An 11,658-nucleotide genomic window follows, 5' to 3' on the forward strand; every position below is an offset into this window, starting at 1 on the left:
CCGATCGAGCGCCCACAACGCCTGGGGTCAGTCCTGGCGCTCGACGAGGTACACGTGCCCGTCGGGGCGCGTGACGCGCTGCAGCGAGCTGCGCAGCGCGGCGTCGCGGGCCAGGTCCTCGGCGCTGGGCGGGATGGGCGGCGTGCGCCGGATGTTCGCGGGCCCGAAGAACATCAGCAGGCTCTCGGTCACCTTCATGCCCCAGGTCCGGTCGTCGTCCTCGCGTGCGCGCCGTGCCATGACACTCCTCGTCCAAACACTTGGTGGGCCAACCATTGGTGCACCAACTATAGAACGCCTCGTACCCTGGGCGCATGGACCTGCCCGCCGACCCGCTGCGCCTCGAGGCGCAGGTGTGCTTCTCGCTCTCGGCGGCCGCCCGGGCGATGGTGTCGATGTACCGCCCGATCCTCGAGCCGCTCGGGCTCACCCACCCGCAGTACCTCGTGATGCTCGGGCTCTGGCAGGACGACCGTGCCGGCTCGACGACGACCGTCACCGGACTGAGCGCCCGGCTCCTGCTCGACCCCGGCACCCTCTCGCCGCTCCTCAAGCGGCTGGAGCGCCAGGGGCTGCTGGAGCGGCGCCGCGGGGCCGGCGACGCGCGCGTCGTCGAGCTGCACCTCACCGCGGCCGGGCGCGCGCTGCGCGACCAGGCGGAGGAGGTCCCCGCAAAGGTCGTCGCGGCGAGCGGGCTGAGCCTGGCCGAGCTGGAGCAGGTCCGCGACGTCGCGAACCGGGTGGTGGCGGCCTCGATCGGCGCGCCCGCCTGACCCGCCCCACGACGGCACGGGCCCCGGGCAACCACGCCCCCCGCGGACCGACGGTGGTTTCATGAGCGATGGCCGCACAAGGACGTGCGGCCTCGGCCCAGAGGGGAACGAACCACCATGCTCGGTGCACGACGCAGAGCCACCATCCTCCTGAGCGGCGCCGGCGTGCTCCTGACCGCCGCCGCGTCGCTACCCGCGGTCGCGGCGGCCGACCCGGAGAACCTTCCGGGCGACGACGTCATCACCCTCCCGATCAACGACAGCGCCGCCGGCGGCACGTACGACCAGGACTTCGAGCAGGCGTACGCCGGCACGACGGCGGACGGCACGCCCGTGTACATCTACGTGCCGGCGGGCACCCCGCTGGACGGGACCGCCCCGACGACCGTGCGGTCCATGGACCCCGCCTTCGACCACGCGCCCGACGACGAGTTCACACCGTGCGCCGAGCGCGACGTGTCCGACTTCGTCGTCACGCAGGCGCAGATCGACCACCTCGGCGACGCGCTCTCGAACCAGATCGTGGCCGTCGACGAGGAGCACTTCGGCCCGATGGACGCCGCCGACCCGGCCCAGCCCGCCACGGACTCGCTCGTCATGGTCGTGTACAACGTGCAGGACGAGAACTACTACGACTGCGCCGAGACCACGTACACGGCGGGCTACTTCGCCCCGGACTTCATCCAGTCCAACGGCATGAACGCGATCGTCATCGACGCCTTCGACTGGGCCAACCGGATCGGCCCGGCCGACTCGCCGTGGAACGACGACGACCCCACCAACGACAGCCCCGAGCTGTACGAGGGCGTGGTGGCCCACGAGCTCGAGCACCTGCTGCACCACTACTCCGACCCGGGCGAGCTGTCCTGGGTCGACGAGGGGCTGGCGGACTTCGCGGGCTTCCTCAACGGCTTCGGCGTGGGCGGGTCGCACCTGTCGAACCAGCAGGTGTTCTACGCGGACACGTCGCTCACCCGCTGGGCGGGCTCGCTGGCCAACTACGGCGCGTCGTACACGTTCTTCCAGTACCTGTGGGAGCGCGCGGGCGGCAACGGCGACGGCACCTTCACCCCCGACCTGGTGAACGACGGCGTGGCCGGCGACCGGCTGATCCAGCAGATCTTCGCGCACCCTGCCGACGGGATGGACGGCGTGCAGGCGTCGATCGACGCGTTCAACGCGGCCGGCGGGGACCTGCCGGACGTCGCCGAGCTCTACCAGGACTGGGCGGTCGCGGTGTACCTCGACGACGAGGGGAGCGACGTCTTCGACATCAAGGCCGTCGACTTCGGCGACCCGGAGTCCACGACCTGGACCATCGACGTCGCCGACGACGTGTTCTGGGACGGCCGCGGGTCGAACCAGGGCGCCCAGCCCGACGCCAAGTGGGACCGGCGGCCGAACGGCCAGTCGGAGGTCGCGGTGCCGTACGGCCTGCAGGTGGAGCGGTTCCGCAACCCCGGCCCGCGGGTCACCGTCGGCCTGGACGGCGAGGACACCTCCGAGGTGGCCCCGCACTCGGGCGGCACCCACTGGTACGGCGGGTACGCCAGCCAGGCGGAGCACGTGCTCGACGTCGACGCCGACGGCGCGGTGGCGAGCCTCGACTTCTGGACCTGGCACTTCATCGAGGAGGGCTGGGACTACGGCTTCGTGGAGGCCCAGGTGGGCGGCGAGTGGGTCACCGTGCCCCTCGTCGACGACTCCGGCGCCACCGTCACCACGGACGAGAACCCGCACGGCAACAACACGGAGGGCAACGGCCTGACGGGCACCTCCGGCGGCGTCTACTTCGTGGACGAGCCGGAGTACGTGCACCTCACGGCGCAGCTGCCGGCGGGGGCCACCGACGTGCGGTTCCGGTACTCCACCGACGCGGCGTACCTCGACACCGGCTGGTTCGTGGACGACGTCATGGTGGACGGCGCGGCCGCCGGTGTCTCGTCGTCGCAGGGGTGGACCGAGACCAGCGGCGTGCAGGACAACAACTGGGCGCTGCAGGTGGTTGCCACGTGCGACCTCACGCCGGCGGGCACGGACGCGTTCGAGATCGTCGACGCGGCGGGGAACCACGTCTACCGGCTCACCGGTGACGCCATCTCCCAGGCCGGCTTCGTCACGAAGTGCGCCAACGGCAACCAGCGGGACTTCGCCACGCTGGTGTCGAACCTGCCGACGGGGGACCTGACGTTCCTCGACGCCGGGTACGACCTGTCGGTGCGCCACACGAAGAAGTAGGCGCGGGCACCCGCGCAACGGCGCGGACGAGGCGGGTACGGTGTCGGCCATGACCGACGTCACACCCGCCTCGTTCGCGCCCGGCCTCACCACCGACGACCTCGCGGGGACGGTGCCCGACCCGCGGACCGCGCCGGCCGTGCGCTGGGGCGTGCTCGGCGCCGGCAACATCGCCGGGTCGTTCTCCGACGGCGTCCGCCGGCACACGGCGGGGACCGTCGTCGCGGTGGGCTCGCGCGACCTCGCGAAGGCGGAGGCGTTCGCGGCGGCCCACGCGCCGGGCGCGCGGGCGCACGGCGGCTACGAGGCGCTGGTGACCGACCCGGACGTCGACGTCGTGTACGTCGCGACGCCCCACTCGCACCACCACGAGCACGCGCTGCTGGCGATCCGGGCCGGCAAGCACGTGCTGGTCGAGAAGGCCTTCACGCAGGACGCGGCGCAGGCGCGCGAGGTGCTCGACGCCGCGCGCGAGGCCGGCGTCTTCGTCATGGAGGCGATGTGGACGCGGTTCCTGCCGCACGTCGCGGCTCTGCGCGGCGTGATCGCGCGCGGCGAGATCGGCCAGGTGGTCGGCGTGATCGCCGACCACGGCCAGCAGTTCCCCTTCGACCCGGCCCACCGGCTGTACGCGCCGGAGCTGGCCGGCGGCGCGCTGCTGGACCTGGGCGTCTACCCGGTGTCCTTCGCCCACGACCTCCTCGGCGCGCCCGAGACCGTCACCGCCGTCGGCGCTCTGACCGAGACGGGCGTCGACGGCCAGCTCGGCATGGTGCTGGGCTACCCCGGCGGCGCGCAGGCCACGCTGTCGACCACGCTGTGGGCGCGCACCGCGAACACGGCCGTGATCTCGGGCACGGAGGGGCGCATCGAGGTGGCGCGCACGTTCTACGCGCCGACGTCGTTCACCGTCGAGCGGCACGACGGCGCCACCTGGGCGTACGACGGCTTCCGCGGCGAGGGCAAGCAGTACCAGGCGGCGGAGGTGGCGCGGCGCGTCGCGGCGGGGGACGTCGAGAGCCCGCGCATGTCGTGGGACGGCACGCTCGAGGTCATGCGCACCATGGACGACGTCCGTCGTCAGGCGGGCGTGGTCTACCCGGGGGAGTGACCCGTGCCCTCGGCGGGACCGGTCAGCGCAGGTCGCCCGGCACGAGCCGGCGGCCGGAGACCTCGCTCGGCGTGATCCGGACCCAGATGGTCTTGCCGTCCTCGAGGTAGCTGACGAGGCCGGTCGTACGGGCCTCGGCCAGGTCCTCCTCGCGCTCGAGGACCTGCGCGCGGCCCTTGACCACGACGCTCCACGCCCCGTCGTCGCCGATCTCGTCGGCCTCGAACGCGACCCGGGGGCTGATCGTCACCTCGGCGAGCTTGGTGCCGGGCTTGGTGCGCAGGAAGATGCGCCGGTCGGCGACCGCGAAGCTCACGGGGAAGATCTCCGGCTCGCCGGCCACCGACGTGACCAGCCGGCCGATCTTCTGACCCGTGAGCAGCTCCCAGGACTCTTCCTCGGTGAGCACGGTCTGGGACGGCTGCGGCTGGGTGGACATCGAACCTCCTGCGTGTCGAGGGATCACGTCCATCGTCCCCCCGCTAGGTGCCCGGCGCTACGGCGGGCGGCGGTGTCGTCGGTCACGGATAGGGTGTCGGGAGTGAGCAGCGCACCCGGGTACTTCGTCTCGTTCGAGGGCGGCGACGGCGCCGGCAAGACCACGCACGTGCGCCTGCTGGGGGAGTGGCTGCACGAGGTCACCGGCCGTGAGGTGGTCGTGACGCGGGAGCCGGGCGGCACGGACCTGGGGACCACGCTGCGCCGGGAGGTGCTGCACGGCGACGACCTGGACCCGCGCACGGAGGCCCTGCTGTACGCGGCGGACCGCGCGCACCACGTCGCCACGGTGGTGCGGCCGGCGCTCGGGCGCGGGGCCGTGGTGGTGACCGACCGCTACCTCGACTCCTCGGTGGCGTACCAGGCGGGCGGCCGGGAGCTGTCGGAGGAGGAGATCGAGGCGCTCTCCCTGTGGGCCACGGCCGACCTGCTGCCCGACGTCACGGTGCTGCTGGACCTCGACCCGCAGGTCGGGGCCGCCCGCCTGTCGGGCGAGCCGGACCGGCTGGAGCGCGCGGGCGACGAGTTCCACCGCCGCACGCGTGAGACGTTCCTGCGCCGGGCGGCCGCCGACCCGGAGCGCTGGGTCGTCGTGGACGCCTCGGCGAGCCTGGACGACGTGCAGGCGCAGGTGCGCGTGGACGTCGCCGCACGGCTCGACCTCACGCCCGTGGTCGAGGAGGCCGCGACCGTGCAGGACACCGGGCGGGGCAGGGCCGGGGAGGGTCGCGAGTGAGCGTGTGGGACGACGTCGTCGGGCAGCCGGACGCCGTCGCCACCCTGCGCCGCGCGGCGACGGACCCGGCCGCGATGACGCACGCGTGGCTGCTCACCGGCCCGCCGGGCTCGGGCCGTTCGGTGGCGGCGCGGGCGTTCGCCGCCGCGCTGCAGTGCACCGGGACGGACGGCGAGACCGGCGGCTGCGGGCGCTGTCAGGCGTGCACGACGACGCTGGCCGGCACGCACCCGGACCTCACCGTCGTGGCCACCGACAAGGTCGTCATCACGATCGACGAGGTGCGCGACCTCATCATGACCGCGGCGCGCACGCCGTCGTCCGGCCGCTACCGCGTGATCGTCGTCGAGGACGCGGACCGGATGGCCGAGCGCACCACGAACGTGCTGCTCAAGGCGATCGAGGAGCCCCCGCCGCACACCGTCTGGGTGCTGTGCGCCCCGAGCGCGCAGGACGTGCTGCCCACCATCCGCTCCCGCTGCCGCGGCGTCGTGCTGCGCGTGCCGCCGGCCCGGGACGTGGCGGACCTGCTCGTGCGCCGCGACGGCATCGACCCGGCGGTCGCGCTCACCGCGGCCCGCGCCGCACAGTCGCACGTCGGGCTCGCCCGTCGGCTCGCCCGGGACGCCGACGCGCGCGAGCGCCGCGACGCCGTCCTCGAGATCGCGCGACGCATCCGGGGCGTCGGCGACGCGGTCCTCGCGGCGGGAGAGCTGGTGGACGTCGCGAAGGCCGAGGCGGTGGCCGCCACGGCGGAGCGCGACGCGGTCGAGAAGGCGGAGCTGATGCGCGCCCTCGGCGTGCAGGAGGGAGACACCCTGCCGCCCCGGCTGCGCTCGCAGCTCAAGCAGCTCGAGGACGACCAGAAGCGGCGCGCCACGCGCCGCCAGCGCGACGTCCTCGACCGGTCGATGGTGGACCTGCTGTCCCTGTACCGGGACGTGCTCGTGGTGCAGCTGGGCGCGACCGTCGACCTCGTGAACGCCGAGCACGACGGCGCCGTGCGCGCGCTCGCCGCGGACTCGACGCCCGAGCAGACCATCCGCCGGATGGACGCGATCGGCGTCGCGCGCGAGCGGCTCGAGGGCAACGTGGCGCCCCTCCTCGCGCTCGAGGCGATGACGGTCGCGCTCCGCCCCCAGGGGTGACCGGCCCGCGCGTGTATCACGGGCGACAGTTGCCTCATCACCCCTCCATGCGGTGAGGTGTTCCGCGGCGGGGGCCATGGTGGCCCCACGCACAGACTGGGGGTTGGCATGAGGATCCTGCTGCTCGTCTCGGCGTTCAACGGGCTCACGCAGCGCGTGTGGGGGTACCTGACGGACCGGGGCCACGACGTGGGCGTCGAGCTGGCGCCGGCGTTCGGCTCGCCGGAGGAGCTGACGGCGCGGGTCGAGGAGATCGGCCCGGACCTGATCCTGGCGCCGTTCCTCAAGCACCGGGTGCCCGAGGACGTGTGGCGGCGCTGGACCACCGTCGTCGTGCACCCCGGCCCGGTGGGGGACCGTGGCCCCTCCTCCCTGGACCACGCGATCCTCGACGGCCGCGACCGCTGGGGCGTCACGGCCCTGTCCACGGTGGAGGAGATGGACGCCGGCCCGGTGTGGGCCACGTCGACGTTCGCGCTGCCCACGGGCGAGCAGGCGCCGATCGCCAAGAGCGCCCTGTACAACGGGCTCGTGGCCGACGCCGCGCTGGCGTGCGTCGAGGAGGTGCTGCGCAAGGTCGCGGCGGGCGAGGAGCCGACGCCCGCGGACCGCCTGGAGCGGGAGGTGCCGGACACCGGCGAGCTGCCGCTGCTGCGCCGGGCCGCGTTCGAGCTCGACCTGTCCCGCCCCGCCGCCGAGCTGGCGCGCACGATCGCCGCGGCCGACGGCGCACCCGGCGCCCCCGCGACCCTGCAGGGCGCGCGCTTCTGCCTGTTCGACGCCGTGGCCGTCCCCGAGGCGGTGGATCCGCTGGCCGCCCCCGGCATGATCGTGGGGCGCGACGACGACGCCGTGGCGATCGCCACCGGCGACGGCACGCTGTGGGTCGGGTATGCCGCGACCCTGGCCGAGAAGCGCGGCACCAAGCTGCCCGCGTCGTGGGTGCTCGACGTCGCGGGGGTGCCGTTCCGTCCGGCGCCGGCCGCGCTGGCGGAGTCGGTGTACGAGCGCGACGGCGACGTCGGCTACCTGACGATCCGGTCGTACAGCGGCGCCATGCACACCCAGCAGTGCCGCCGCCTCACGACCGCGGTCGAGAAGGCCCTCACGGAGGACACACGGGTGCTCGTGGTGCGCGGCACCGAGCACGCGTTCTCGAACGGCATCCACCTGGGCGCGATCGAGGCGGCCGCCGACCCGGCCGCGGAGGCGTGGGCCAACATCCAGGCCATCGACGACCTGTGCGAGGCGATCGCCGCGGCCGACCAGCTCACGGTGGCCGCGTTCACCGCGAACGCCGGCGCGGGCGGCGTGATGGCGGGCCTGTGCGCGGACGTCGTCGTCGCCCGCGACGGCGTGGTGCTCAACCCGTACTACGACATGGGCATCTTCGGCTCCGAGCTGCACACGTGGACCGTCGCGTCCCGGCTCGGCGAGGCCGACGCCGACCGCCTGCTGAGCGCGAAGCTGCCGGTGTCGGTCGCGGAGGCGGCACGGACCGGCCTGGTGGACGCCGTGGGCCCCCGCGACCCGGAGCGGTTCGCGGGGTGGCTGGCCGACCGGGCCGCCGCGCTGGCGACGCCCGAGGGGCGGGCGGAGGCCGCTGCCGCCGCCCGGCTGCGGGCCCCGCACCGCCCGCTGTCCTACTACCGCACGATCGAGCTCGCGGAGATGGCGCGCGACCTCTTCGACGACCGGCGCGGCTTCGCGGCCAAGCGGCGCGACTTCCTGCGCAAGGCGGCGCCGCAGGAGACGCCGGAGCGGTTGCGGTTCGCGGACGTCCGCGAGACGGTCGCCCGGTGACGGTTCGCACCCTCCGCGCCCTTCGCGGGCCTCTGCTGGCCGGTGCCGCGGCCTCCCTCGCCCTGCTCGTGACCGCCTGCGCGTCCGATGGTTCGCCGGGCGGCGGGTCGACGTCGGGCTCGCCGTCGTCGAGCCCCGCGGACGGCCCGTCCACGAGCCCCTCGTCCGCCCCCGTGCCGTCCGACGGCGCGGCCGCGCCGGCGCCCGGGGAGCACGTGCGTGGCCTGCCCGACGGCGCGGAGGGGACGTTCGACAGCCCCGCCGGGGTCGCCTGGTCGCCCGACGCCGCCGTGCTGCTCGTCGTCACGTACGGGTCGAGCACGTGCCCGCAGCTGGCCGAGGCGGAGGCGGGTTGGGACGACGCGGGCGAGACCCTCGACGTCCGCATGGTCGAGCCGGACCCCGGCCGCGTGTGCACGATGGACTACGTCCCCACCACCAGCGCGGTCGCCGTCCCGCCCGACGCCGACGCGGGCACGCCCGTGACCGTGCGCGTGGGCGACCTCGGCGAGGTCGAGGTGTCGCCCCGCGCGAAGGACGGCGTGGCGGGCCCGGTGGCCTGGGTCCCGGCCGCGGACTGAGCACGTCGGAGCCGGGCCCGCGGCGACGGTAGGTTGGGCGGGTGATTTCCGACGAGCGCCGCCCGATCGCCCGCCGCACGACCCCCCGCCTCCCGAGTCCTCGCCGCTCGAGCCTGCGCGGCGGGGCCGTCGTCGCCGCCGTCGTCACCGGGGCGGTGCTGCTGGCCGGGTGCACGGCGCCCGCCAAGCAGCAGTCGCCGGTGGGCTCGGCCTCCGGGCCTGCGGCGTCACAGGCTCCGGACGGGTTCGAGCAGTACTACGGCCAGTCGCTCGAGTGGGAGGACTGCGAGGACGGCCTGCAGTGCGCGACGGCGTCGGCTCCGCTGTCGTGGCAGGACGCGGACGCGGGCAGCATCGAGCTGTCCCTGGTGCGCAACCCGGCGGACGGCCGGGACCCGGAGGGCTCGCTGCTGGTGAACCCCGGCGGGCCGGGCGCGTCGGGCGTCGACTTCGTGCGCGGCGACGCGCAGAACGGCGGCTCGACGTTCGGCAAGCGGCTGCAGGACGCATTCGACATCGTCGGGTTCGACCCCCGCGGCGTGCAGCGCTCGACGCCGGTGACGTGCTTCGACGACGCCCGCAAGGACGAGTCGCTGGCCAAGGACTTCGACCGCGACACCGACGCCGGCCTCCGGGAGATGCAGCAGGAGTACGAGGCGTGGAACGCGGCGTGCGCCGAGAACTCGGGCGAGGTGCTCGGCCACGTGGACACGCAGAGCGCGGCGCGCGACATGGACATGCTGCGCGCGGTGCTGGGGGACGACGCCCTGAACTACCTCGGGTTCTCGTACGGCACCCAGCTCGGCGCCACCTACGCGGGGCTGTTCCCGGACCGCGCCGGCCGCCTGGTGCTCGACGGCGCGATCGACACCACGCTCAGCTCCGAGGAGATCTCCCACGGGCAGGCCGTCGGCTTCGAGAACGCGCTGCGGGCGTACGTGCAGGACTGCCAGGCGGGCGCGGGCTGCCCGCTGACCGGCTCGGTGGACGACGGCATGCGGCAGATCCGCCAGGTGCTGGACCACGCCTACGAGCGGCCGTACCCCACGTCCAGCTCCGGGCGCACGGTCACCCAGAGCCTCGCGTTCTATGGGATCGCCGTCACCCTCTACAACCAGGGGAGCTGGCCCGCCCTCACCCAGGGGCTGGACGAGGCGATCAACCAGGGCACGGGCGACGTGCTGCTCTACCTGTCCGACCAGTACTTCGACCGGAACGCGGACGGCAGCTACTCCAACAACTCCGAGGAGGCGATGCGCGGCGTGAACTGCCTCGACGACCGTGCCACCACGGACGCCGCGCAGATGCGGGCCGACGCCGCCGCCATCGAGAAGGACGCGCCGACGATGGGCTCGTTCTTCGGCTACGGCGGGCTGACCTGCGCCGGGGCGGAGTACCCGCAGGTGGAGCAGGAGTTCGACCTGCAGGCGAAGGGCGCGCCGCCGATCCTCGTCGTCGGCACCACGAACGACCCGGCCACCCCGTACGTGTGGGCCGAGGGGCTGGCGAGCACCCTCGACTCGGGCGTGCTGCTCACCTACCAGGGCGAGGGGCACACGGCGTACCAGCCGTCGCGGTCGTGCGTGGCCGACGCGGTCGAGTCCTACCTCGCGGACGGCGACGTGCCGGCGGACGGCGCCACCTGCTGAGGGCCGGTCCGCGCCCAGAACCGCAGGGCGAGCACGCCCAGCACGGAGATGACGACCAGCCCGAGGACGTAGAACACCGTCGACCACGTGGAGGCGTTGTCGGACGCCACCGGCAGCAGCTGGCCGTAGGCGAGCTCGTAGTGCAGCCCGCCCGTGACCTTGAGCGCGAGGTAGGCGGAGATGAAGCCCATCGAGTCCCACAGCGCGTGCAGCGCGACGACCGCGACGTAGGCGAGCAGCACGCCGCCCGTGAAGCGGTACCTCCCGGCGGCCGACGCCGCGCCGAAGATCGCCGCGCCCAGGATCGCCGTCCACAGCACGTGCCCGACCGGCGTGAGCAGGCCGCGCACGGCCTCCGTCTGCAGCAGGGCGTTGAGGTCGATCTGGCCCAGGCGGGTGAGGCTGGCGTTGAACGCGTACCCGGCGGACTCGAAGGCCGCGAACCCGGCGCCGACGGTCGCACCGAGCAGCGCGCCGGTGAGCCCGGTCTTGTGCGCCACCCGGGCGCCGACCACCAGGAACACGGCGATCTTCACGGCCTCCTCGATGGCGCCCACGCCCACGTAGATCCACAGCGACGGCGACAGGTGCGACTCCAGGATCGACGCGCCCAGCACGCCGAAGATGCCGCCGAAGAAGAACGCCGCCAGGAGCAGCATGATGTCGATCGAGCCGTGCGCCTTCTCCACCACGAACAGCACCACGCTGAACGGCACCAGGAAGCTGCCGAGCAGGATCACCGTCGGGATGAGGTTCGAGTTCTGGGTGCCGAACGTCACGGCGGCGGTGACGGCCCACAGCAGGACGCCGAGGACGAGCGTCTTCCACCACCACCCTCGGCCCGTGGTGATGACCGTGCTCTGCGACGTGGAGGGGTGCATGGGCACGAGTATGCGGAGGTCAGCGGGCTCTGTCGCGCGGAAGCCGGACCGCCCGGAGCCCGCGTTTTGGAGACGGCCCCGCGCGTCAGGTACTGTAGGCGCGCTCGTTGATCCGGCAGCACGCCGGTGCACGGCACGCCGCCTTAGCTCAGTCGGTAGAGCGATTCACTCGTAATGAATAGGTCGTCGGTTCGATTCCGACAGGCGGCTCAGCCCTGAAGGCCCGGAACCTCGCGGTTC

11 protein-coding genes and 1 tRNA gene are annotated in these 11,658 nt (G+C 73.8%); 9 read left to right on the forward strand and 3 right to left on the reverse strand.

What is annotated here, in order from left to right; genetic code table 11:
• Nucleotides 1-27 precede the first annotated feature (27 nt).
• Nucleotides 28-240, reverse strand: coding sequence for a hypothetical protein (locus ACFUVW_RS15715; protein ID WP_430572264.1), 213 nt, complete (start codon nt 238-240; stop codon nt 28-30).
• 74 nt (nt 241-314) lie between these two features.
• On the opposite strand from ACFUVW_RS15715, the gene ACFUVW_RS15720 reads away from it, so the two are divergent.
• From ACFUVW_RS15720 to ACFUVW_RS15730, 3 genes are all read left to right on the forward strand, one after another.
• Nucleotides 315-773 carry a MarR family winged helix-turn-helix transcriptional regulator gene (locus ACFUVW_RS15720; protein ID WP_430572265.1) on the forward strand — a complete coding sequence of 153 codons (459 nt, stop codon included), beginning with the start codon at nt 315-317 and terminating at the stop codon, nt 771-773.
• A 117-nt stretch (nt 774-890) separates the two neighbouring features.
• Complete coding sequence (locus tag ACFUVW_RS15725) at nt 891-3,011, forward strand: hypothetical protein (protein WP_430572266.1); 2,121 nt, start codon at nt 891-893, stop codon at nt 3,009-3,011.
• A gap of 49 nt (nt 3,012-3,060) precedes the next feature.
• Nucleotides 3,061-4,122, forward strand: coding sequence for a Gfo/Idh/MocA family protein (locus ACFUVW_RS15730; RefSeq protein ID WP_430572267.1), 1,062 nt, complete (start codon nt 3,061-3,063; stop codon nt 4,120-4,122).
• A 22-nt stretch (nt 4,123-4,144) separates the two neighbouring features.
• On the opposite strand, the gene ACFUVW_RS15735 is transcribed toward ACFUVW_RS15730, so the two are convergent.
• The gene (locus ACFUVW_RS15735) at nt 4,145-4,561 is read right to left on the reverse strand and encodes a pyridoxamine 5'-phosphate oxidase family protein (protein WP_430572268.1); all 417 of its coding nucleotides are present in this window, start codon (nt 4,559-4,561) and stop codon (nt 4,145-4,147) included.
• Between the two features lie 102 nt (nt 4,562-4,663).
• Here ACFUVW_RS15735 and tmk point away from each other — a divergent pair, with 102 nt between their 5' ends.
• From tmk to ACFUVW_RS15760, 5 genes are all read left to right on the forward strand, one after another.
• Nucleotides 4,664-5,356, forward strand: a complete 693-nt coding sequence (gene tmk, locus ACFUVW_RS15740) for a dTMP kinase (RefSeq protein WP_430572269.1) — start codon at nt 4,664-4,666, stop codon at nt 5,354-5,356.
• Nucleotides 5,353-6,504: a DNA polymerase III subunit delta' gene (locus tag ACFUVW_RS15745; RefSeq protein ID WP_430572270.1), complete on the forward strand. Its 1,152-nt coding sequence runs from the start codon at nt 5,353-5,355 to the stop codon at nt 6,502-6,504. Before tmk ends, ACFUVW_RS15745 begins: the two co-directional genes overlap by 4 nt.
• Nucleotides 6,505-6,612: 108 nt before the next feature.
• A complete protein-coding gene (locus ACFUVW_RS15750) occupies nt 6,613-8,307 on the forward strand; it encodes an enoyl-CoA hydratase-related protein (protein ID WP_430572271.1) in 1,695 nt (564 codons plus the stop codon).
• Nucleotides 8,304-8,888, forward strand: a complete 585-nt coding sequence (locus ACFUVW_RS15755) for a hypothetical protein (protein WP_430572272.1) — start codon at nt 8,304-8,306, stop codon at nt 8,886-8,888. Before ACFUVW_RS15750 ends, ACFUVW_RS15755 begins: the two co-directional genes overlap by 4 nt.
• 41 nt (nt 8,889-8,929) lie before the next feature.
• A complete protein-coding gene (locus ACFUVW_RS15760; protein ID WP_430572273.1) occupies nt 8,930-10,537 on the forward strand; it encodes an alpha/beta hydrolase in 1,608 nt (535 codons plus the stop codon).
• Here the strand turns inward: ACFUVW_RS15760 and ACFUVW_RS15765 are convergent.
• Nucleotides 10,492-11,418, reverse strand: coding sequence for a PrsW family intramembrane metalloprotease (locus tag ACFUVW_RS15765; RefSeq protein ID WP_430572274.1), 927 nt, complete (start codon nt 11,416-11,418; stop codon nt 10,492-10,494). The genes ACFUVW_RS15760 and ACFUVW_RS15765 overlap by 46 nt on opposite strands.
• A gap of 137 nt (nt 11,419-11,555) precedes the next feature.
• Between ACFUVW_RS15765 and ACFUVW_RS15770 the strand changes: the two genes are divergently transcribed.
• Nucleotides 11,556-11,628, forward strand: a tRNA-Thr gene (locus tag ACFUVW_RS15770).
• The last annotated feature ends 30 nt before the right edge of the window (nt 11,629-11,658 follow it).

The organism is Isoptericola sp. NPDC057391 (assembly GCF_042668085.1).
Lineage (GTDB): Bacteria > Actinomycetota > Actinomycetes > Actinomycetales > Cellulomonadaceae > Isoptericola.

Bases quoted from the DNA above. Each gene is read 5' to 3' on its own strand.
- ACFUVW_RS15765 (WP_430572274.1), bottom strand. From the start codon at position 11,418: ATGCACCCCTCCACGTCGCAGAGCACGGTCATCACCACGGGCCGAGGG.
- ACFUVW_RS15725 (WP_430572266.1), top strand. From the start codon at position 891: ATGCTCGGTGCACGACGCAGAGCCACCATCCTCCTGAGCGGCGCCGGC.
- ACFUVW_RS15735 (WP_430572268.1), bottom strand. From the start codon at position 4,561: ATGTCCACCCAGCCGCAGCCGTCCCAGACCGTGCTCACCGAGGAAGAG.
- ACFUVW_RS15720 (WP_430572265.1), top strand. From the start codon at position 315: ATGGACCTGCCCGCCGACCCGCTGCGCCTCGAGGCGCAGGTGTGCTTC.
- ACFUVW_RS15730 (WP_430572267.1), top strand. From the start codon at position 3,061: ATGACCGACGTCACACCCGCCTCGTTCGCGCCCGGCCTCACCACCGAC.
- ACFUVW_RS15715 (WP_430572264.1), bottom strand. From the start codon at position 240: ATGGCACGGCGCGCACGCGAGGACGACGACCGGACCTGGGGCATGAAG.
- ACFUVW_RS15750 (WP_430572271.1), top strand. From the start codon at position 6,613: ATGAGGATCCTGCTGCTCGTCTCGGCGTTCAACGGGCTCACGCAGCGC.